General features: G+C 34.3%; 21 protein-coding genes, 1 tRNA gene and 4 pseudogenes. 15 read left to right on the forward strand and 11 right to left on the reverse strand.

Annotation, left to right across the window (positions count from 1 at the left end):
- Window positions 1-17: 17 nt before the first annotated feature.
- The 4 genes and pseudogenes from O1Q06_RS00690 to O1Q06_RS00705 all read right to left on the reverse strand — a co-directional run bounded on the left by O1Q06_RS00690 (window position 18) and on the right by O1Q06_RS00705 (window position 2,272).
- Window positions 18-317: an IS630 transposase-related protein gene (locus tag O1Q06_RS00690; protein ID WP_410542746.1), complete on the reverse strand. Its 300-nt coding sequence runs from the start codon at window positions 315-317 to the stop codon at window positions 18-20.
- Window positions 262-396, reverse strand: coding sequence for a hypothetical protein (locus tag O1Q06_RS00695; protein ID WP_410542747.1), 135 nt, complete (start codon window positions 394-396; stop codon window positions 262-264). Before O1Q06_RS00695 ends, O1Q06_RS00690 begins: the two co-directional genes overlap by 56 nt.
- Window positions 397-678: 282 nt before the next feature.
- A pseudogene (locus tag O1Q06_RS00700) lies at window positions 679-1,014 on the reverse strand (transposase); the annotation flags it as partial.
- Window positions 1,015-1,036: 22 nt separating this feature from the next.
- Window positions 1,037-2,272: a metallophosphoesterase family protein gene (locus O1Q06_RS00705; RefSeq protein ID WP_410542748.1), complete on the reverse strand. Its 1,236-nt coding sequence runs from the start codon at window positions 2,270-2,272 to the stop codon at window positions 1,037-1,039.
- Between the two features lie 190 nt (window positions 2,273-2,462).
- On the opposite strand from O1Q06_RS00705, the gene O1Q06_RS00710 reads away from it, so the two are divergent.
- The 8 genes from O1Q06_RS00710 to O1Q06_RS00745 all read left to right on the forward strand — a co-directional run bounded on the left by O1Q06_RS00710 (window position 2,463) and on the right by O1Q06_RS00745 (window position 10,671).
- A tRNA-Leu gene (locus tag O1Q06_RS00710) sits at window positions 2,463-2,550 on the forward strand.
- 20 nt (window positions 2,551-2,570) lie between these two features.
- Window positions 2,571-3,656: a GTP cyclohydrolase II gene (locus O1Q06_RS00715; protein ID WP_410543120.1), complete on the forward strand. Its 1,086-nt coding sequence runs from the start codon at window positions 2,571-2,573 to the stop codon at window positions 3,654-3,656.
- Window positions 3,657-3,728: 72 nt separating this feature from the next.
- Entirely contained in the window at window positions 3,729-4,409 is a 681-nt protein-coding gene (locus O1Q06_RS00720) for a virB8 family protein (protein WP_353281852.1), read from the forward strand.
- A complete protein-coding gene (gene virB9 / locus O1Q06_RS00725) occupies window positions 4,396-5,187 on the forward strand; it encodes a P-type conjugative transfer protein VirB9 (RefSeq protein ID WP_029237539.1) in 792 nt (263 codons plus the stop codon). Before O1Q06_RS00720 ends, virB9 begins: the two co-directional genes overlap by 14 nt.
- A 16-nt stretch (window positions 5,188-5,203) precedes the next feature.
- Window positions 5,204-6,715, forward strand: coding sequence for a TrbI/VirB10 family protein (locus O1Q06_RS00730; RefSeq protein ID WP_410542749.1), 1,512 nt, complete (start codon window positions 5,204-5,206; stop codon window positions 6,713-6,715).
- 1 nt (window position 6,716) lies between these two features.
- Complete coding sequence (gene virB11 / locus O1Q06_RS00735; RefSeq protein WP_410542750.1) at window positions 6,717-7,709, forward strand: P-type DNA transfer ATPase VirB11; 993 nt, start codon at window positions 6,717-6,719, stop codon at window positions 7,707-7,709.
- A gap of 30 nt (window positions 7,710-7,739) precedes the next feature.
- Complete coding sequence (locus tag O1Q06_RS00740) at window positions 7,740-9,758, forward strand: type IV secretory system conjugative DNA transfer family protein (RefSeq protein ID WP_410542751.1); 2,019 nt, start codon at window positions 7,740-7,742, stop codon at window positions 9,756-9,758.
- Window positions 9,759-9,858: 100 nt separating this feature from the next.
- A complete protein-coding gene (locus tag O1Q06_RS00745; RefSeq protein WP_410542752.1) occupies window positions 9,859-10,671 on the forward strand; it encodes a P44/Msp2 family outer membrane protein in 813 nt (270 codons plus the stop codon).
- Window positions 10,672-10,849: 178 nt separating this feature from the next.
- Here O1Q06_RS00745 and topA read toward each other — a convergent pair whose 3' ends face one another.
- Window positions 10,850-13,300 (reverse strand): type I DNA topoisomerase, encoded by a 2,451-nt coding sequence (topA, locus tag O1Q06_RS00750; protein WP_410542753.1) that lies wholly within the window; start codon window positions 13,298-13,300, stop codon window positions 10,850-10,852.
- 355 nt (window positions 13,301-13,655) lie between these two features.
- On the opposite strand from topA, the gene O1Q06_RS00755 reads away from it, so the two are divergent.
- Genes O1Q06_RS00755 through O1Q06_RS00765 form a run of 3 tightly spaced genes read left to right on the forward strand, consistent with a single transcriptional unit; the run spans window position 13,656 to window position 14,125 of the window.
- Window positions 13,656-13,790 carry a hypothetical protein gene (locus tag O1Q06_RS00755; RefSeq protein ID WP_410542754.1) on the forward strand — a complete coding sequence of 45 codons (135 nt, stop codon included), beginning with the start codon at window positions 13,656-13,658 and terminating at the stop codon, window positions 13,788-13,790.
- On the forward strand, window positions 13,780-13,914 hold the full coding sequence (locus O1Q06_RS00760; RefSeq protein ID WP_410542747.1) for a hypothetical protein: 135 nt from the start codon (window positions 13,780-13,782) through the stop codon (window positions 13,912-13,914). Before O1Q06_RS00755 ends, O1Q06_RS00760 begins: the two co-directional genes overlap by 11 nt.
- On the forward strand, window positions 13,859-14,125 hold the full coding sequence (locus tag O1Q06_RS00765) for an IS630 transposase-related protein (RefSeq protein WP_410542755.1): 267 nt from the start codon (window positions 13,859-13,861) through the stop codon (window positions 14,123-14,125). Before O1Q06_RS00760 ends, O1Q06_RS00765 begins: the two co-directional genes overlap by 56 nt.
- 124 nt (window positions 14,126-14,249) lie before the next feature.
- On the opposite strand, the gene O1Q06_RS00770 is transcribed toward O1Q06_RS00765, so the two are convergent.
- The 5 genes and pseudogenes from O1Q06_RS00770 to ftsY form a co-directional block, all read right to left on the reverse strand.
- Window positions 14,250-14,498 (reverse strand): transposase, encoded by a 249-nt coding sequence (locus O1Q06_RS00770; protein WP_410542756.1) that lies wholly within the window; start codon window positions 14,496-14,498, stop codon window positions 14,250-14,252.
- 62 nt (window positions 14,499-14,560) lie between these two features.
- Window positions 14,561-15,429 (reverse strand): annotated as a pseudogene (locus O1Q06_RS00775) (IS982 family transposase).
- A gap of 81 nt (window positions 15,430-15,510) precedes the next feature.
- Window positions 15,511-16,144: pseudogene (locus tag O1Q06_RS00780) on the reverse strand (IS630 family transposase); the annotation flags it as partial.
- A 73-nt stretch (window positions 16,145-16,217) separates the two neighbouring features.
- Window positions 16,218-16,860: pseudogene (locus tag O1Q06_RS00785) on the reverse strand (IS982 family transposase); the annotation flags it as partial.
- Between the two features lie 476 nt (window positions 16,861-17,336).
- Complete coding sequence (ftsY, locus tag O1Q06_RS00790; protein ID WP_410542757.1) at window positions 17,337-18,248, reverse strand: signal recognition particle-docking protein FtsY; 912 nt, start codon at window positions 18,246-18,248, stop codon at window positions 17,337-17,339.
- Between the two features lie 177 nt (window positions 18,249-18,425).
- Between ftsY and iscU the strand changes: the two genes are divergently transcribed.
- From iscU to O1Q06_RS00810, 4 genes are read left to right on the forward strand one after another with little or no spacing between them, the layout of a single operon-like run.
- Window positions 18,426-18,809: a Fe-S cluster assembly scaffold IscU gene (gene iscU, locus O1Q06_RS00795; RefSeq protein ID WP_410542758.1), complete on the forward strand. Its 384-nt coding sequence runs from the start codon at window positions 18,426-18,428 to the stop codon at window positions 18,807-18,809.
- A 5-nt stretch (window positions 18,810-18,814) separates the two neighbouring features.
- Window positions 18,815-19,201, forward strand: coding sequence for a HesB/IscA family protein (locus O1Q06_RS00800; RefSeq protein WP_006012614.1), 387 nt, complete (start codon window positions 18,815-18,817; stop codon window positions 19,199-19,201).
- Window positions 19,194-19,652, forward strand: a complete 459-nt coding sequence (locus O1Q06_RS00805) for an iron-sulfur cluster co-chaperone HscB C-terminal domain-containing protein (protein WP_006012616.1) — start codon at window positions 19,194-19,196, stop codon at window positions 19,650-19,652. Before O1Q06_RS00800 ends, O1Q06_RS00805 begins: the two co-directional genes overlap by 8 nt.
- Window positions 19,630-21,504, forward strand: a complete 1,875-nt coding sequence (locus O1Q06_RS00810) for an Hsp70 family protein (RefSeq protein WP_410542759.1) — start codon at window positions 19,630-19,632, stop codon at window positions 21,502-21,504. Before O1Q06_RS00805 ends, O1Q06_RS00810 begins: the two co-directional genes overlap by 23 nt.
- Before the next feature lie 3 nt (window positions 21,505-21,507).
- On the opposite strand, the gene lepB is transcribed toward O1Q06_RS00810, so the two are convergent.
- A complete protein-coding gene (gene lepB, locus O1Q06_RS00815; protein ID WP_007302623.1) occupies window positions 21,508-22,293 on the reverse strand; it encodes a signal peptidase I in 786 nt (261 codons plus the stop codon).
- Between the last annotated feature and the right edge of the window lie 108 nt (window positions 22,294-22,401).

The raw sequence follows: 22,401 nt of genomic DNA on the forward strand, positions 1-22,401 counted from the left end.
TAAGATGCTGGAATGATCTATTTTTGAGATTTTATCAATAAATTGCTGCCTATCTTCTTGATTGCGCTCTTGATATAGTGTGACTTTTTTTTAAAAGTAATTTTTAGCTGTTTTAGTCTATACCAAATTGAATTTATTCCAAATCCAAGACTTTGTTTCATCTCTGCCAGAGTATGATCTGGATTCTTTGTAACATATTCTTCGAGTATTTTTGGGTCTATTTTTCGAATAAAGCTACCGTTTTTAGATGGCTTTAGGCTTTCACCAGCAGCTTTCTTTTTTAACCAGCGGTACAGCGTTGCTATTCCTATCTCCATGAGCTCTGCTATCAACCTTTGTCTTCCCTTTTTCTATCATCAATACTGCCTTTTCCCTTAAATCCACACTATATGCCATTATAACTCAAATACTTTATTATACCTTTATCATTTACTTTAGGAAATACTATATCTTCAATATATTATATTTCTCTTATTTTGTCAACTCACATTTCTACTTCTGTACTTTTTCATTCTTTCTTCTAATTACTATAGATGCATTTCTTTATTAATTGATATCCTCTCAAGCAGCTAAAACTGATTGCATTCGCCTAGTTACAAAAAAATGTCTGTGCTAAAACATGCTCATATATAGCTCTTTTTCTAATAGTTCGAATAGCTGGATATTCTTTCTGGCTCAATTTTTTATAGCAAACCAATGGTTTGATTAAAATCAGGAGAATATGGAGGCAGATATATAACTTCAGCACCGATACTTTTAACAAATTCACTTATTTTCTATAAAAAGTTGCATTATCCAAAATCACCCAGCAATAAAGCTTGAACTAGCTATTAAAAACGTCTGTATCGCAGTAGCCTTCAAAAATCATGGGCACCATAATTTTTCCCTTATTCAAAGCTGCAATCATACTAATACGCTGACTTTTGTGTTATCAATTCCAGATTAGTCGATATATACAAGAATTTCAGTGGTTTTTGTTGCTATGAGTTTTTTAAGCTCAGCACGTTTTTTTTTGCGTCCTTAAATAGTCCTAATTTTAATTTGTTTTAAGTTTAAAGTCTTTCGTTAGGTTTGCAGAATACATTTCCTTATTATCTTGGTTATAGAAAGTAAATTTGTGATCGTCTAAACCTAATATTGCAAAGCCAAAGCCGAAAAAGTTTCTAACTTCGTGTGCTAAGTAATTTCTACTATTTGGATAGTTAAATTCTACGTTTTGATAAACAGGTTCTTGATCTTGAGCGTGTAATAATGCACCGCCGTTTCCAACTATAATCTGATCTGGAACATTATCCATTAATAAAATCTGGGCTATATGAATGTGGCCAGAAACTATGGTAGTAACATTGCTTGGAAATTTATCTCCAAAAGCTTCAATTTGTGTAAGATTACCATGGCTTTTTAATGTCAAAAATTCTTTTTTTGGAGATCTCCAAAGTGGTTTATGAGTCAAAAACCACGTGGGCTTATCTTGTATCAATTTATCAAACTGCCTCTCAAAAGCATCAACTGTGCTTTGGGTTGTAAAAATTTCCTCACCGGATGAAGAGTCGAAGATAAAAAACTTCATCGGCCCAGCATCTAAGAACCAACTGGAAATAAGATCTTCACATTTTTGAGGGAAAAAGGGGTATGAATCTAAATATCTGAACCATCCTTCATAAGCTCTATTACAACTCTCATGATTTCCACGAACAAAAAGAAAAGGAGATTGTGTTAAAATATCTTTTGCAGGCTCAAACCAATCAGCGTACCAAGCTTCTTTGCTATATCCATAAATATCGCCGCACTTTTTTGTGTTTCTACATTTTGTTTGTCTATAATGATAATCACCAACATGGATAATTAAATCTGGTTTATGAAAAGCGATTGAATCTAAATTTTTTTTCAAAGGCCAGTTATCTACAGAATTACATTCTTGCTGAAATAACATATTTATTCTACATCCTGTATCGCCAATGAAGGCAATTTTGCTGATCTTTTCCGCTAATACGGGAACTTTTATATTGTCAATACTAATGTTTTGAGCATTTGTTTCTACTATCAGTTCACAAACTGTTTCGGTATTGTTAATTGAGCTGCGACCTAGCATTTCTACTGCCTTATTATCGACATAAGCAACGGGACACATGTTATTGTCTATAATCGCACGTATGCTTAATTTATTTTCTGGAATGATTTGAGACCATGTGTACAATATTTGTGCATGAGTGGTGTAAAAGCTAATTGTAAGAGATAGAATTAAAAAAATGAAGATATTAGCTATTTTCATTTGTATAAAGACCTAAATTAAGAATTAGTAGTAAGATTATCTTAAATGATTAAAGTTTGTAACCATAAAATTCATAGTTAAATTATACACGCATTTCCTAAATTATCCTAGTATCAGATTGACACTTTAGATGAAAAACCCTAAAATGATTAAGTAATTTAAAGTAATTATACAGAAACTAGAATAAAGTGCGGTCGTGGTGGAATTGGTAGACACGCAGCGTTGAGGTCGCTGTGGCTCACAAAGCCTTGGAAGTTCAAGTCTTCTCGACCGCACCAAGTTGTTTGGTGTAGGTGAAATGTTTATAGGAAATCAAAGTAGAAATAAAGTAGAAAGGGCCATCAGTGAAGTCAGGCGTGGTCTTCCAATTTTAATATATGATGATGAAAATAACTATCTATTGCTTGCTGCTGCTGAAACTTTAGAAAAAAATTTATTTAGTCAATATAAGCTTATATCAGGTAATGTGTATGTTACTTTGACTGCAAGTAAGGTAAAATACATATGTCAGAGTAAAGAACATAGTAGCAAACGTCTGTTGATAAGCAATTTTGATGAACTGCTCCATTTAATAAACTGTTCAAAGGAAGATTGGATAAAAGAGTTGCAATGCTCAAAGACAATAGATGCGTATGCTGTTGCCTTGCTTAAGTTCTCAGAATTATTGCCATACGCGTTAGTGGCTGATATGACTTTTGAGAATAAACATGAAATGCGAAATTGGTGTGAAGAAAATGACATTATTGCACTAAATACGTTACTTATGAATGATTTTCAACAAAATCATAGTGTGTATGAAGTGTGCAAAACATCATTATTTTTAAAGCAGACTCAAGAAGTAGATATCATATCTTATAGAACCAAAAGTGGCGGAAGAGAACATTATGCAATTATCATTGGCAATCCAGATAAAGATAATGAGCCATTAGTGAGAATTCATTCTTCATGCTATACAGGAGACTTATTAGACAGCTTATCATGTGATTGCAGAAGCCAGTTACATCAAGCGATTCAAATAATGACCGACTTTGGGAATGGCATTATATTATACTTGATGCAAGATGGGAGAGGCATTGGTTTAACTAATAAGTTAAGAGCATACAGTATGCAAAGAAAATATAATCTTGATACTGTTGATGCAAATAGAGTATTGGGTTTTGAAGATGATGAAAGGAGCTTTGCTGTTGCAGCTAAAATACTTAAGAAATTGAACATTAACAAAATACAATTACTTACAAACAATGGTAGAAAGTTATCAGAGTTGAAAAATAACGGTATAGAAGTTACAAAGTGTGTACCACTTATTATGGAACGCAATGAATATAATGATTCATATATGGAAACAAAATTTGGCAAGTTAGGCCATGGATTAAGGGTTTATTAGCTTTTTTGTTATAACTACTTTGTTAGCTTGCTATGTTAATTAATATAAGTTAAGATTTTTAAGAATATTGAGATGCTGAAATTTTTAAAACAAGAAAAAAGTAATGAGTTATTGGATAAGGATATAAATTGGAATTCAAGTCGCTATAGCACAGTTGTTGCTCAGAGAAATACTTTACTTTTATTTACATTAATATTACTAGTTGCAATTTCTATAAGCATATTAGCTATATTTAAAATTAGCACAAGTAGCACTATTGAGCCATTCGTTATAGAAATTGATAAAAAATCAGGAATAGTGCAATTGGTTGATCCTGTTACAGTAAAACAATATTCTGCAAATGAAACGCTGAACGATTATTTTATTTCAGAGTATATAAAAGCAAGGGAGGTTTTTGACCCATATAATTATAATTATAATTATTATACAAAAGTAAGGTTGTTTTCTTCGCCTAGTGTATATAGTGAATTTAGCAATTATATAAAATCGCAGAATATGAATGACCTTTTTAATTTATATTCAGATGCTAAAGGTGAGTTGAAAATTCGTTCAATTCAAAAATTAGGTAACGATGCTCTTCAAGTGAGATTTTCTATAGAATTTACACGAAAAGATGGAAATTCCTCAAGGAAAAATAAGATAGTTGTGATGTCGTATAAATATGCATCGCTTGAAATGAATGATCAGCAAAGATATATTAACCCGTTAGGGTTTCAAGTTATTTCATATAGAGTAGATGATGAATATGTGTAGGATATTGTTAGTTTTAGCTTTACTAATAAGTGGCAACTTAAATGCATCTATTAATAATAAACCTATTTCTGTAGATAGTAGAATAAAGACTTTTGTATATAGCCCTAATGAGGTGTTTACAGTAATTTTTAGTCAAGGTTACTATTCTTATATTGAGTTTGCAGAAGGGGAAAAAGTCAAAAATATTGCTGTTGGTGATGCATCAAGTTGGAAAATTAATCCTTATGATAATAAACTGCTTGTCATGCCATTTGAAGTCAGTAGTCGCACTAACATGATTATTACGACAACTAAAAAGAGAAATTACATTTTTGATCTAATTTCAAGACCAAATTACGATAAATACCCAGATACTGATGCTAAAAAAGTGGATCATGATTATTCCGTTGAAAAGGATATATCTTACGTAATACGTTTTTATTATCCTCAAGAAGAAGATGAATTTGATGTTGATTTAGATGAGGTTTCTTTACCTACTCAAATGCAATACATTACAGAAAAGCCAGAAAAAATAATACAAGAAAATAATACGAGGTACAACTATACATATATTGATGAAGGTGGTAACATAGATATAGTTCCAATTGAGTTATTCGATGATGGTTATTTAACCTATTTAAAGTTTAGAAATAGTAATAAAATTCCTCAGATTTTTATAGAAGGCGAATCCTGTAAAAGGCTGTTATTTGATGATTATGTTGTAATAAAAGGAGTACATAAAAAGCTATTAATGCGTTATGAAGGTAGTGAAGTTGAAGTTATAAATAGGTCACTTTAGTTCTGGTACATATAATATGAGTAAAGAAAGGCATAATAGTGTAGAAGATGAATCAGAGATAGAAAGCAAGGTAGTAACAGTTGGCTCTAATCAAGGTTATAAGGCATTGATGATAGTTATGGTAGCGCTCTTAGTTGGTGGAGTGTACTATCTTTATTTTAGTCCTTCTAATAAAGAGGGTCCAGAGATTGTTAAAAAAGAGGAAACAAAGCAAAACATTCAAGAATTGAAAGGAAAGTTAGAACAAGTTCCAGATAATGCAATAGTTTCCGAAAGAGTAGTAACTGATCTCTTGCCACCCTTACCTCCTCTTCCTATCCCACAAGTCATACCAGAAGTAAAACAAATCAAAAAAGAGGAAGTGACAAAAAAAGAAGAGCAACTAAAGGAAATTCCCTTGTCAAATATACCTGTTTTACCAAAGCAAAATTTTCCTTCTGGTAATGTTATTAGCAATTTACCTACTTCATTTCCTACAATAGGGGGTGGCGGTTATCCTAGAGACAGACGTAGTGCACAAATGTTAGCAATTTCAGGTAGTAGTGGGGAAGGTAAAGCTACAGATGCTGTTTTACCCAATACCTCAGCACAGTCGAGCAAAGCTACCAAAGCTGGAAAGCTTGGTTTAATGATTATTCAAGGTAAAGTTATTGACGCTATTCTTGAAACTGCAATAAGTTCTGACTTAAAAGGAATGCTCCGTGCTGTTGTTAGTAGAGACGTTTATGCAGAAACTGGTGATACAATTTTAATACCAAAAGGTTCAAGGTTAATAGGTGGTTATTCATTCGACTCAAATGTTGCAAAAGCCCGCGTGAACATAAATTGGAATAGGATCATTCTTCCTCATGGTATAGATGTTGCTATTGCATCATCTGGTACCGATGAGCTTGGAAGGGCAGGGATAGCTGGAATAGTTGATAATAAAATAGCAAGTGCATTATTCTCTTCAGTGGCACTTGCTGGTGTTTCGATTGGTTCAGCTGTTGTAGGACAAAAAGCCTCTAATCTTATCGATGCGCTAACTGCCATGGATGCAGTGAAGTCTATTACTGCAACTGAAATAGATATTTCTTCTCTCAAAGGGGCTATTGTTGAGAGATTGGAGAATTCTATAAAAACTGAAGTTGGGAAGGTAGGAGACGAAAAATGGAAATTGGGTATTAGGGCTATTGAAAAAATTCGAAATGCTAAAAGTGATCAGGATTTGCTGAGAATAATAAAGGAAGAAATAGTAAGTGTGATAAAAAGTTCTGGAGCTAGTGGAGTTGATACAATTACTAGTGACAATATCGGTATAACTTTAGACGATGTACGTCAACTGTTGAGGCAAACTCAGAAAAGAAGCAAATCTGTTTATGATGAAGCAATTGGGAAGTCAATCAATGATTTTTCCAAAGACATGCGAGATATAGTTGATAGGAGTGTAGATAAAAAACCAACTATTTATGTTAATCAAGGAACTGCATTGAAAGTATTTGTTAACCAAGATATAGTATTTCCTCCACAGTCAATATTAAATAACTGAAATGAACTATGCTGCACTTGATACATACTTGGAGCCATTACAAGGGATATTTCAAGAGGAAGGTGTAAATGAAATATCAATAAATAAACCGAAGGAAGTATGGATTGAAAATCGCGGTGAAATAAGATGCGAAAAGTTAGAAATATTTGATCTTAATCATTTAAAATCTCTTAGCAGGTTGATTGCTCAAGCTACAGAACAAAAACTGAGCGAAGAGACACCGCTGCTTTCAGCTACATTACCAAATGGTTATCGTATACAGATAGTGTTTCCTCCAGCATGTGAGCCTGATAAAGTAGTCATTTCAATTCGTAAACCTTCTTCTATGCAATTGGCATTGGATGATTATGAAAAAATGGGGGCTTTTTCTAACACTGTTATAGGAGTGACCGATAATCCAGTAGATCGTCACCTGGATTTGCTACTGAAACAAAAAAAAATAAAAGAGTTTTTAGAATATGCTGTAATAAATAAGAAAAATATCATAATTAGTGGTGGAACTTCCACTGGTAAAACCACTTTTACTAATGCTACTTTGCGTGCTATTCCATCTGAAGAAAGAATTATTACTGTTGAAGATGCAAGAGAGATAGTTTTGAATGATCATCCGAATAGAGTACATCTTATTGCTTCTAAAGGAGGTCAGGGTAGGGCAAAAGTGACCACTCAGGATCTGATAGAGGCATGTTTACGTTTAAGACCAGATAGAATAATAGTTGGTGAGCTGCGTGGAGCAGAAGCTTTTAGTTTTCTTAGAGCAATAAACACTGGCCACCCAGGGTCAATATCAACTCTTCATGCGGATAGTCCGGCAATGGCTCTTGAGCAAATAAAACTTATGGTTATGCAAGCAAATCTTGGCATTCCCCCAGATCAGATCATACCATACATTAGAAATGTAATTGACATTGTTATTCAACTCAAAAGGACCAGTGGTGGAAAAAGAAGCATTTCTGAAATATTATTTACTAGATCTTCAAATGAAAATACTTAAATTTATACGTAAGTTAAGAAAAAGTAGTTTATGAGTAATGGAAATCACCTACGCAATATTCTCATAGGAGGTGTAGTATCTTTTAGCATACTTGAATTTTGCTTCTATTTGTCTGGTATATTACTCTACCTGTTTGTTGACGGTCCAGATGGTGTAGATTTTAGAGCAATTAATCCTAGCTTGACACCTTTTCCTCAAGCTCTCTGGCCGACAATTTTTGATCATATACAATATTGTTGGCATCATCCAGAGTTATATAGCTTTGAGCTCAAAATTAAATTAGTTGTATCTTCTGTACTGCCTCAAATTGTTTTGATGATTATTTTGTGGAATGTGAGAGAAAGACTAATTGAGTGGCGGCCATTTAAAAAGAAAGAATCGCTTCATGGAGATTCACAGTGGGCATCAGAGAAAGACATACGAAAAGCGGGATTAAGAAGCAAAAAAGGTCTATTGCTTGGTAAAGATAAAAGAGGATATTTTATTGCTGATGGGTTTCAGCATGCATTGCTCTTTGCACCTACAGGCTCTGGTAAAGGTGTTGGTTTTGTAATTCCTAATTTGTTATTTTGGAATGATTCGGTAATTGTGCATGATATAAAATTAGAAAACTATGAAATAACAAGTGGTTGGCGAGAGCGACAAGGACAAAAAGTATATGTATGGAACCCAGCTCAGCCAGATGGGGTAAGCCATTGTTATAATCCACTGGAATGGATTAGTGAAAAACCTGGACAGATGGTTGACGATGTGCAAAAAATAGCTAACCTAATCATGCCTGAACAAGATTTTTGGCAAAACGAAGCAAGAAGCTTATTTGTTGGGGTGGTACTATATTTACTTGCTGCACCAGAGAAAGTTAAATCTTTTGGTGAGGTTGTGCGTACGATGCGTAGCGATGACGTAGTTTACAATCTTGCTGTAGTTTTGGACACAATGGGTAAAATAATACATCCGGTAGCGTATATGAACATTGCAGCTTTTTTGCAAAAGGCTGACAAAGAAAGATCAGGTGTTGTGTCAACTATGAACTCGTCGCTTGAATTGTGGGCAAACCCATTGATCGATACTGCAACTGCATCAAGTGATTTTAATATTTTGGATTTTAAAAAGAAGAAAACTACAGTTTATGTTGGTTTAACTCCTGATAACTTAACTAGGCTCAGGCCTTTAATGCAGGTTTTTTACCAACAGGCAACTGAGTTTTTATGTAGAAAATTGCCATCGGATGACGAGCCTTACGGCGTATTATTTTTAATGGATGAGTTTCCAACACTTGGAAAAATGGAGCAATTTCAAACGGGCATCGCATACTTTCGTGGCTATCGAGTAAGGTTATTTTTAATTGTTCAAGATACTGAACAGCTTAAAGGAATATATGAAGAAGCAGGAATGAACTCCTTTTTATCAAACTCAACCTATAGAATAACTTTTGCAGCCAATAATATTGAAACGGCTAATTTGATATCTCAGCTTATAGGAAACAAAACTGTACAACAAGAATCATTAAACAAACCTAAATTTTTAGACTTGAATCCTGCATCAAGATCATTGCATATCTCTGAAACACAGAGAGCATTGCTCTTACCTCAAGAAATTATTATGCTGCCACGTGATGATCAGATAATTTTGATAGAATCGACTTATCCAATTAAGTCAAAGAAAATTTTGTACTATAGTGATAGCACATTCACAAGAAGGCTGATTAAACCAACACGTGTGCCTGCACAAGAGCCATATGATCCAAACAAGGTCTTTTCTGCTGCTAACAAAGATAAGATTAGTAATGAAGAAGAGAGTAATGCTATTGAAGCTGCTGATTATCCTGTTGAAGCTAAAACTGAAGATGCAATATACGATGAGCCAGAGATTGAAGATGGATTTGAAGACGAGGATATTGATGATAAGTTTGAAGGTGGTGATGGGTTTGATGATGAGGAAGACGATGATGGGTTTGATGATGAAGACAGTAAGGATGAATTTGACGATGATGATGAATTTGAAGATGAGGACAAACTAGAAGGCAATAAAATCGAGGATAGAGGTTAATTTTACCTATTTTTTAGCTTAGAAAATAATTAGTTTTTTCATATTAAATCATTTTTAATTAATTAGTACTAGATTAGCTATTTTAACTAGAGGAATAGTCATGATGAGTAAAAAAACATTAGCAGTTACAGCACTTGCTTTATTGTTGTCACAACAATCTTTTGCAAGTGAAACAGAAGGATTTTACTTTGGTGGTGGATATTACGGTCAATATTTGAACTTGGGTAAGTTGAAAGCAAAAATTGGAGGCAAAGATGCTAAAGATGATAACCGTGTATCTATAAATGACATAGACGCTCAGAGAACAGAAGGTCGGTTAATAAGTAAGTATAAAGGAGATTATAACCCACCTTTTGCTGCAAATGTAGCACTTGGTTACACAGGAGAACTAGGCTATAATAGCTATAGAGCTGAATTAGAAGGAATGTATTCTTCTGTGAAAGTGGATAATGTTGGTTTAACAAGCGGCCAGATGACAATATCGTACACAGAAGGTGGCAATCGATATGGATCAATTATTAACCATGACAAAATTGAGAACATATCTGTAATGGCAAATGTTTATCATTATTGGAAAAGTGATAGTTTCTCTTTTTCTCCCTACGTCGGTATTGGAATTGGTGCAACAAAAATGACGATGTTTGAAAAATCATCAATAAGACCTGCAGGTCAATTAAAGGCTGGCTTTGATTATCATATAAATGAAGATGTAAATATGCATATCGGATATAGAGGTTTTGGTGTTATTGGTAGCAGTGAATACAAACCAGAAACTTTAAAGTTTGATGATAAAGCAAAAAAAATGGCTCAACAAACAGGTAATGATAAAATGACTACTATCATACAGAACAGCTTTTTTCACACACATGGTATAGAAGCTGGACTCACTTTTCATTTTGCAAGCAAAGCTTAACTCTGATAGAGACTATTTTCCTGGTAGCACGTCTGCGTCACACGACTGTAGCTGCTAACCAGGTGACAACTTTCTCGTTATCTGAATATTTTCTTTCTTGTAATTCAGGCTCTTTTTTTCTCAGTTCCAGCGTGTAGCGCTGGAACAGCAATAAAAAGCATATGGTTATGCAAGAAGTCTACTTTTTATTCTTAATTAACTCTAAAGCCTTCTTCAGATCTATACTTTCAATATCTGCATTCTTGCCCAACGCAACGTTTGTTTTACCGCATTTTATATAGAATCCGTACCTACCGTTGCAGATAAAAACTTCTTTTCCCTTTTCATTAAAACCAAGAGATTTTAGCTCTTTGCGTGGGCTGCTCTCAATAATTTGTATAGCTTCGTTTAATTGTGTGTCTAATACCTCCTTAGAGCTTTTTTTAAGAGAAAAGTATCGACCATCATAGAGGATATAGTACCCAAATCGTCCAAGACCTATTTTTACTTCTTTTCCAGTTTTAGGGTGCTCTCCGATTATTTTCGGCAGGGAAAGTAATCGAGTGGCGGTATTTAGATCAATATCATTAACATTTATATCTTTTGGTACAGAAATCTTTTTTTTCTTTTCTGACTCACTATTAAACTCCAGATAAAGTCCAAAAGGACCTTTTTTGATCATTACCTCTTGGCCTGTCACATCATCTATACCCAAACTTTTTGGATATTCTGAATTGTCATTACTGCTCGTAATTTCTTTTGTATGATTGCATGCAGGATAGTTAGAACATCCAAGAAACACACCGGCTTTTCCAAAATTTAATTTCAATATACCATCAGAGCAATTAGGACATTTTTTACCTATTTCTTCCTTTCCTTCCTCTGAGCAAAACCAATTGACTACCAAATCATGAATACCACTAAAAATCTCATCATGTGTCATTTGCTTAACAGAATTTACATGATTAAAAAATGGCACCCAAAAATAGCCTAGTTCTTTTTTCCAATCTGCATGTCCATTTGAGATTGAATCAAGCCTTTCTTCCATTTGTGCTGTAAAGTCATACTCTACACAACGCTGAAAAAAAGTTTCCAAAAATATAGTCACGATCTTACCGCGGCTGCTTGGAATAAATCTTTTGTTATCCAATGAAACATATTCACGATCTTGTAATACCGAAATAATTGTTGCATAAGTTGATGGGCGACCTATACCGACTTCTTCCATTTTTTTTACTATACTTGCTTCACTATAACGAGGTGGCGGTTGAGTAAAGTGCTGTTTCGGATCAACAGAAATCAACTTGCACGCTTCCTCTTCCTTCATGGCAGGTAGCAGGCCTTCATTTTCGGCTTCTATGTTATCTTGATAAACTTTATAAAAACCATCAAAGAATATACTTGATCCACTTGCTCGCAGAATCACTTTCTGGTCAATAGAACTAATTTCAACTACCACTTGATCAAGAATCGCCGATTCCATTTGACTTGCGATGGTTCTTTTCCAGATTAAATCGTACAGTTTAAATTGCTCTGGCGTTAAGTAATCCTTAATACTACCCGGTGTTCTATTAGTATCAGTTGGCCGGATTGCTTCATGTGCTTCTTGAGCATTTTTGACCTTTTTTACATATTTACGAGGAGAATGCGGTAAATATTTATCACCATATAATGACTTAATTGATCCCCTGATTGAGTTTATAGCCTCATCTGCAATATGAAACCCATCTGTACGCATGTAAGTTATCAACCCTACGGTTTCACCACCAATATTGATACCTTCATATAAATTTTGCGCTACTCGCATAACATTTTTCACATTAAAATACAGTTTATTCACTGCATCTTGCTGAAGACTTGAGGTGATAAATGGAGGAAGCGGGTTTCTCTTAACTTGCTTGCGTTCTACTGTGCTTACAGCATACTGCCTTGACTCGATCTCCCTGACTAAGTTCTTTGCCTCTTCTTCATTCTTAATATCAAATTTTTCTAGCTTTTTATTGTCATAGTGGCTTAGCATAGCAAAAAAAGCCTCATCTTTGCTATTTTGCATTTCTGCCTTTATGCTCCAATACTCCTGTGTTATAAACTTACTGATTTCATTTTCTCGTTCGCATATAAGCTTTAACGCAACAGACTGCACTCGCCCTGCAGATTTGCTTCCCGACAATTTTGTCCACAGCAGCGGTGATAAGCTAAATCCAACTAGATAATCCAAAGCTCTGCGTGCTTGCTGTGCACGCACTAAGTCCATATTAATTTCACGTGGATTTTTTATAGCTTCTTGCACTGCTCTTTTTGTTATTTCGTTAAAGACTACTCTATGAATGTTGCTTTCATCATTGATTGCTTTTCTTTCCTTTAGTGCCTCTATCACATTCCAAGCTATTGCTTCCCCTTCTCTGTCTGGATCTGTTGCAAGGTATATATCTGATGTTTTACTAGCTTCCTTGACTAACTCTTTTACATACTTTTCTGCTTTTTCAATAATCTCATACTTCATGGCAAAGTCATTATCAGGATCAACAGAACCATTCTTTGCTGGCAGATCTCTGACGTGGCCAAAGGATGCAGCCACTTTGAATTCTTTACTCAAATATTTACCTATCGTCTTTGCCTTTGCCGGCGACTCAACTATTAATAATGCCATAATTATTAGTACTTAAAGGTAATATGTTGAAATATATAGAATAAAAAGTAAAAAAATATTTTAATGGTCTTTCCAATTTTTCTAAGTAATTGTTTGATGTTCGCAAAAAAAAACTAATGAAAGAACCTGCTTTATAAATTTTTTCAACTTCTTTGCTATGAAAGTAAGGATATTTATCCTTACTTTTCTCTTTATTGTTATCCACGTGTTGTAATATGTAGTACTCTGCTATTTTTGTGTCCTATAGTTCAGGAAAGGACATTGTTTGATATTCTATTCTTTAATATATTAATACTTAACTTGATTAAGTAACTATATTACTATATTATTTAACTAAATATTAATGGTAATTATTATGGATTTAGAACAATTAAAAGACTTACAACAAGAGTTGCTTGGAATGGTTTTTCTCATAGTTGCACCAGCTATAGTATTTCCTAAAGTAAATGATAAAGGTATAATAAAGTATTTGAGTTATAATGGCATATAGTGTGGATTTAAGGGAAAAGGCAGTATTGATGATAGAAAAAGGGAAGACAAAGGTTGATAGCAGAGCTCATGGAGATAGGAATAGCAACGCTGTACCGCTGGTTAAAAAAGAAAGCTGCTGGTGAAAGCCTAAAGCCATCTAAAAACGGTAGCTTTATTCGAAAAATAGACCCAAAAATACTCGAAGAATATGTTACAAAGAATCCAGATCATACTCTGGCAGAGATGAAACAAAATCTTGGATTTGGAATAAATTCAATTTGGTATAGACTAAAACAGCTAAAAATTACTTTAAAAAAAAGTCACACTATATCAAGAGCGCAATCAAGAAGATAGGCAGCAATTTATTGATAAAATCTCAAAAATAGACCATTCCAGCATCTTATACCAATTCTCATTATTAATGAAACAAATAAGAAGCATAGCAGAGTTGTTTAACCGTGGAAACGCTAATTCTGGATTAAGGAAGGAAGAAAGTATAGGAAATGGAAGGCTTTTTGGATTTCAAGGAATAGGAAATGAGAGTAGAAAAGATGTGAACCAAGAAATTAACGGGAGATCTGTGGCGAGTATGTTCAATTTCAAGTCTATTTTTGAGGTAGCCAAAAATCGTCTCAATGATCGACCTTTTTCTCAGCAAAATCTTTTCATGTAGTGAAATTAATGCGTTTTTCATCCCCTTTTTCACCTTGGTAATACCAATTCTCATTATTAATGAAACAAATAAGAAGCATAGCAGAGTTGTTTAACCGTGGAAACGCTAATTCTGGATTAAGGAAGGAAGAAAGTATAGGAAATGGAAGGCTTTTTGGATTTCAAGGAATAGGAAATGAGAGTAGAAAAGATGTGAACCAAGAAATTAACGGGAGATCTATGGCGAGTATGTTCAATTTCAAGTCTACTTTTGAGGTAGCCAAAAATCGTCTCAATGATCGACCTTTTTCTCAGCAAAATCTTTTCATGTAGTGAAATTAATGTGTTTTTCATCCCCTTTTTCACCTTGGTAACAAGTTTCAAACCGCGGTTAAACAACTCTTGGAAAAGCTCTTTTTTAATATAGCCTTTATCACCAAACAAAAGACCGGTTAATTTCTTAGTTAGGTTTGCTACAGGCTCTCTATCGTCAACATTACCTCTTGTAAGCGTAAAAGCTTGAATTTCACCTTTCTCATTAATTATCAAATGTAGTTTAAAGCCGAAAAACCAGCCATATGTACTCTTGCTTAATTTTGCAATTCCAGCAAAAACCTTATTTCTTGATATTCTTTTTGCATGGCAAACTGCAATAGGAGTTGTATCTATGTATGAGATTCCAGTAAGTTCTGACCATCCGCAAAGGCACTGTAATAGCATGGCTAAATGCCACAAAACCCTGGACTTTAGAGCAACAAACCTAGTGTATGAAGGCAACTTCGAAAACTCTGTTTGTAGAGCAATGTTAGGTAATGCAGGTAGAAAGCCTTAAAATTTTCACAGGGAGATTGCTGATACAGGAGGATTATTGTGATAATTTCCGAATGTGTAATTTTTGGCACTCTTGTGGGTTTTTTACCGTTTGGCAGTAGTTTATCTGCAAAATTTTTCTCTATATCTCTGCAAAAATCATCGACCAGACAAAACAGTTTTGTTATATCTTCCATGGGTAACCTCATCTATTTTTTTCTATTTGTTGAGTTTACCCTACTCTCCTGACTTTTCTATTCTCTTTTTAATCCAGAATTAGCGTTATAGAGATAAAAATTTTCCCTACCTAATTTTACCTTAACCTGTGTCCTACTGCCTTTTTTAAACCACCCATGTCCAACTTTCGAATGTGTACCAAACCGTGATTCATCGAAGAAAAATAGTTCTTTTTCAGAATGCATGACAATAGTTTCATTGAGGTTTTTTTTTAAACTCCTCTTGCTTGTTTTTATCTTGTCCACTATGAACTGGTCTTGGTGTGATATATGAGAATTTCATTCTTTGCATATTACGATGTATTGCGGATTTTCTGATATTCAAACCAAATCTTTCTTGGATTCTTATTCTCATTTCTCTAATAGTAATATTGGGGTTTTCCTCTATCCACAACTCAATTCGTTCAAGTTGACTTTGGTTCAATATAGTTTTTCTACGGCGTTGAGGTGGAGCAAATAATTTTTCTTCTCTTCCAAATTTTATGTGCTTTATCCATGTAGTAATTGCCTTTCTCGAAATGTAACATATTTTTGCTACAGCTGTTATACTGTGCTTTTTTGCTGCAATTACAGCATTTAGTTTTTTTGCAACATACGCATTATTTCTTACTCTCTTCAGCATCTCTTTTGCTGATTTCACCACTTTTTCATCCAATAATTTTGATCTTAATGCCATCTAAACCTCGCTATTTTACTTACTTCAGTATGGCTTTTTTCCATTATTTTCTATTCGTTGCTTGTATAGCGGGAATTGGTATAACAAGTTTCAAACCGCGGTTAAACAACTCTTGGAAAAGCTCTTTTTTAATATAGCCTTTATCACCAAACAAAAGACCGGTTAATTTCTTAGTTAGGTTTGCTACAGGCTCTCTATCGTCAACATTACCTCTTGTAAGCGTAAAAGCTTGAATTTCACCTTTCTCATTAATTATCAAATGTAGTTTAAAGCCGAAAAACCAGCCATATGTACTCTTGCTTAATTTTGCAATTCCAGCAAAAACCTTATTTCTTGATATTCTTTTTGCATGGCAAACTGCAATAGGAGTTGTATCTATGTATGAGATTCCAGTAAGTTCTGACCATCCGCAAAGGCACTGTAATAGCATGGCTAAATGCCACAAAACCCTGGGCTTTAGAGCAACAAACCTAGTGTATGAAGGCAACTTCGAAAACTCTGTTTGTAGAGCAATGTTAGGTAATGCAGGTAGAAAGCCTTAAAATTTTCACAGGGAGATTGCTGATACAGGAGGATTATTGTGATAATTTCCGAATGTGTAATTTCTGGCACTCTTGTGGGTTTTTACCGTTTGGCAGTAGTTTATCTGCAAAATTTTTCTCTATATCTCTGCAAAAATCATCGACCAGACAAAACAGTTTTGTTATATCTTCCATGGGTAACCTCATCTATTTTTTTCTATTTGTTGAGTTTACCCTACTCTCCTGACTTTTCTATTCTCTTTTTAACCCAGAATTAGCGTCAGTTGGTTTTTAGCTAAAGTAAAGGTCAAGTATCTGGAATTCTGGACATAAAATCCTCCTTTGTAAAAAAGAGTTAGAAAAAAAATGCAGTGCACATACGACAGATATACACTAAAGAATACATTTTTTAATAAGTTTGATTAAAAAGTCTGCAGACTAAAGATAGATTTTGAGCTCTTAAAATATCTCTATTTGTAATTATAATGAGATTGAAAATATGCGGAAGTAATTTTTATACGTTAACGGCTCACCCAACCCACTTGCAATCTGGATCCCAGACTGGGATGACAAGAAAAGGCTACTCAAATAGGAAGTACTGGAATGATACCATCTAAAAACGGCTTCTCATGATAATTAAGCTTGGTCATATGAGAAAATTAAAGAGATCTTCAACCACATTTAAACAGCGCTTCAGCAAACTCTTTGCCAGTAAATTCCCTCAGGTCTTCTATACTTTCACCAATTCCTATAGCGTGTAATTTCACCTTATAAGCTTCTGCAAGCCCAATCACTACTCCACCTTTGGCAGTACCATCTAGCTTTGTTACAATTAACCCGGTAACACCAACCATTTTACTAAACGCCTCTAATTGGCTATAAGCATTTTGGCCAGTAGTTGCATCAAGAACTAAAATAACATCATGAGGAGCAGTATCATCCAATTTCTTTATCGTTCTATGTATTTTTGACAGCTCTTGCATGAGATTTACATTGTTTTGTAGCCTTCCCGCTGTATCAATTAAAACAACATCAACGCTATCTTTTATCGCTTGATTTACAGCTCTATATGCCACACTTGCAGAATCGCTACCGTGCTCTCCAGTAACAATAGAGCAATCAGAACGTTCTGCCCAAATATTTAATTGCTCACTCGCAGCAGCTCTGAATGTGTCGCACGCAACAAGCATAACGGATTTTCCTTTTTCCTTATATTTATAGGCAAGTTTACCTATAGTTGTAGTTTTTCCATTACCATTCACTCCGCATACCATTATTATGTGTGGTTTTTTATTCAAAATGAGCGGCTGCACAACAGGGTTTAATATCGACTCTATTTCGCTCATTAACTGCTGTGTGATAATGTTATGTTCAACTTTTGATTCAAATTTGATACTTGCGAGCTTATCAATAAGCAATCTAGAAGTTTTATGACCTATATCCATGCTAATCAGCAGCTCTTCCAGATCATCTAAAAGCGACTGATCTAATTTTTTTTTGCCAGAAAAAATATTTTTTACTCCATCACTAAAACGGGAGGAGGTTTTTAATAGTCCTTGATAAAGATTACTGAATAAACTCAAGAAATACTCCTTTCAAAATTACCATATAAAGAATGACATGCACTATATGTATTTGTAAAGTAAATACACTCGTAACTCATATATTTTGTGAGTAAAATGTACCGCTTGCTAGTGTATTTTACTTTAGTTTTTAATCTAAATATGTTACAATGTAAGTAATGGTTTACAGGTAGTTTTATGAGTTATAATGAGAAAGTTTTAGATCATTATGAAAATCCAAGGAATGTTGGTTCTTTAGATAAAAATGATCCAAATGTTGGTACTGGCTTGGTGGGTGCACCATCGTGTGGTGATGTAATGAAATTGCAGATAAAGGTCAATGACAAAGGTGTTATTGAAGACGCAAAATTTAAAACTTTTGGTTGTGGTTCTGCTATAGCTTCAAGTTCTTTGCTTACAGAAATGATCAAAGGAAAAACTATTGAGAATGTAACAAAGATAAAGAATACTCAAATAGTGGAAGAATTGTCTTTGCCGCCAGTAAAGATACACTGTTCAGTACTTGCTGAGGATGCTATAAAAGCTGCTATTCATGATTATCAAAACAAACAAAAACATTGAGGAATATGAGTGAATTTCAAGGAGTAAATTCTGTTAAAAAACCTATCACTCTAACTGCAAATGCAGTAGAGAGGGTAAGGTTTTTATTGGACAAAAAGAAGCATGCTAACCTTGAAGAAGCAATAGGAATAAGAGTTCTAATTAAGCAAAAAGGATGCTCTGGTTTAAAATATGATATTGAATATGCATATGATGTTCGTCCTTTGGAGTCGGTAATTGAAGAAAGCTGCAGTGATGATCAAAAAGTCAAGGTGCTGATCGATCCAAAATCTATCATGTTTATCCTTGGCTCTGAAATGGATTATGTAGAGGAAAAATTCTCATCAGGTTTTATTTTCAAAAATCCTAATGAGAAAGGAAAATGTGGTTGTGGAGAGAGTTTTCATGTCTAGCAACCATTTCACATTATTTGGAATTGAACCGGCTTTTAACATCAGCTTTGATGAGCTGGAGAAAAAATATATTGAGCTAAGCAAAACTGATATAAATGAAAGAGAGTCCAAAAATATGGAAAATATCAACAAAGCTTATCAGGTACTGAAGTCACCGCTAAAGCGTGCCGAACATTTGTTGGATCTTTTTGACGTACAAAGCAAAAAAGAGCATCTTGATCCTGAAATATTAAATGAATCAATGGAAATAAGAGAATACTTTCTAGACTGCGATGATTTACAATTTGCAAGTAGGATGATTGATGAAAAGGTAAAAGATTGTACTAAAAACCTAATTAATGCTTTTGCTACAAAAAATTTTGATGAAGCTGCTACGCAAGTTTTTAGATTGAGATATTTATATAAGTCATTTGAGGAGATAAAGGAAAATGCGGCCAGTTCAAATTTCTGAACCAAGTTCAAATGAGGTAGTTTTTGGTATAGATCTTGGAACTACTAACTCTTTAATTGCCATGGTAAATAAAGCTGGCAATGTAGAAATATTTAAAGATGAGCAAGGTCGTGAACTATTACCTTCTGTCATTTCATATGAAAAGGATGTACTAAAAGTAGGCTACGATGTTGGCAAAAACGCTATCTGCTCTATAAAACGCTTAATGGGTAAAAGTGTTAAAGACTTGCATAAAGAAGGTATCAATTGTGAAATAGATAACGAAAGTGAAAAAATCATTAGAGTAAAATGCTCAGAGGAAAAGTATCTTACTCCTATTGAGATCTCTGCTGAGATACTCAAAACTCTATGCAAGAGGGTAAAAAAATTCACAGGGATGAAAGTTAACAAAGCAGTGATTACTGTACCAGCTTATTTTGATGATTCAGCACGTAACGCAACCAAATATGCAGCAAAATTAGCTGGCATAGATGTTCTTCGCCTCATTAATGAACCAACCGCTGCAGCACTTTCTTACTCCATTGAAAAGAACAATAACAGTGGCATATATGCAGTTTATGACCTCGGTGGTGGAACATTTGACATTTCAATATTAAAATTACATCAAGGAGTGTTTCAAGTTCTTGCAGTTGGTGGTGATACTAAACTTGGTGGTGATGATTTTGATCATCTACTTAGTTTAATCGTGCTTGAAAAGTATAGAGAACAGGTAGGTTTAAGCGAAAGTGTCATCCCAGCGCCAGCTACTTGTATGGCAGGGCCATCATTTACTGAGTTACGTACTGTAAAAGAATACCTAAGTGAAAATACATCAGGTACTTTTAAATTTAATATTAGACTTTCTCCTGTCATCCAAGTAGCTGACACTGGGATCCAGGAAAGAAAAAGTATGTGGATTCCAGTGTCAAGCACTGGAATGACACCAGATTGTACTGCTAATGGTGAATTATTTGAGTGCAAAATTACCAAAGAAGAATTCGAGCAAGCAATCAGTCCTTTAGTTAATAAGACTATAAATATAGTTACTCGTACTATAAGCAACATAGATCTTAAAATCGATGATATAAAAGGGGTAATTTTAGTTGGTGGCGCAACTAGAGTGCCATTAGTGCAAAATTCACTAATCAAACTCTTTGGCAATAAAGTGCTGAATGATGTGGATCCGGACAAAGCAGTTGCCAATGGGGCAGCTTTGCAGGCTCATTATTTAACTTCAAACTCAAAAGATAGGAATATTCTCCTTGATGTGCTGCCTTTATCACTTGGCATAGAAACTATGGGGGGAATAGTTGAAAAAATTATACCAAGAAATACACCACTACCAGTTTCAGAAATAAAAGAGTTTACAACTTACGCTAACGGGCAAACAGCAATGAAAATTCACGTTTGTCAAGGAGAACGTGAAATGATAAAAGATAATAAATCTCTAGCACGATTTGAACTCAAAGGTATACCACAATTGCCTGCAGGTTCTGCAAAAGTTGAAATAGGATTTACAGTTAGCATTGATGGAATATTGACTGTCACTGCAAGAGAAAAAACTACTGGAGTCGAACAGACAGTTGAAATAAATTCAAGCTCTGGCTTAAGTGAAGAAGATATTCAAGATATGGTCAATCAGTCAGTAAGTAACTTTGATGAAGACATGAAGGCTCGTTCCCTTGCAGAGGCTAAAATTAACGGTAACAAGCTCATACATCTAGTTGAAAATGTTTCCACTGAGCAAAAGTTAAAAATTTTACTACAGAACGCAAAAGACGCTTTACAGGAAAATGACTTAGACAACATTAATAATGCTATCTCTGAGTTAGAAAACTCTGATTTAGAATTATGCGAATCAGCAGACAGATAGAGTTCATACAACTTTGTGAAGTACCCTGTCAAATCTCAGAGCAATAGGTAACCTAAAATCAAACGGCAACCAATCAACTTTGCCTAATTTAAACGATAAACCAACCATGCTTACGCGTCCAACTATATTTTCAGTTGGTATTAACCCAATTTCAGAAAACCTGCTATCAAAAGAATTATTTCTATTGTCTCCCATAACAAAAAATTGATCATCAGGCACATAATAAACTGGAGTATTGTATGATAACTTATTAGAAAGATTATCTATTAGAATTTCATGCTCCTTGCCGCTCGGGAGTGTTTCGATGTATCTTGCTATATTACGCTTTGACTCATAATCAAAAAAATTTTCAATTTGTCTTCGCTTTACTTTCTGATCATTTAAATATAACTCCCCCTCTATCATTTGCACTTTATCGCCCGGTATTCCTATTACCCGCTTAACAAATCTAATGCTGTCATTTCTTGTAGGCTTGAAAACTATTATATCACCACGCTCCGGAGGGGTATAAAAGATTCTACCGCTAAAGATGTTTGGAGAAAATGGAAAGGAGTGTTTACTATAACCATATGAATATTTACTAGTAAAAATATAATCTCCCTCAAGTAGAGTGCTTTTCATTGAACCAGAAGGAATATGAAATGGCTCAAATAAAAAACTACGTATTGATAGCGCAATTAGTAGCAAAAAAAACAGTGAAGATAAAAACTTTCTCGTTCTTGCTATCCGGTTCTCTCTCAATTCTTTCAATTTTATTTTCTTTATAAATTTAAGCTTATCATAACACATAAAAGTGGTAATGTGAAATTTTACTCATGGGTGTTATTGCTCTTTTTCGAAAGTTGAAATAAGCTCTCAAGTAATTGACAGTGATTGACAACCAATAGACATCATTTG

The sequence above is a fragment of the Wolbachia endosymbiont of Tetranychus urticae genome (genome assembly GCF_046529255.1).
Taxonomy (GTDB): domain Bacteria; phylum Pseudomonadota; class Alphaproteobacteria; order Rickettsiales; family Anaplasmataceae; genus Wolbachia.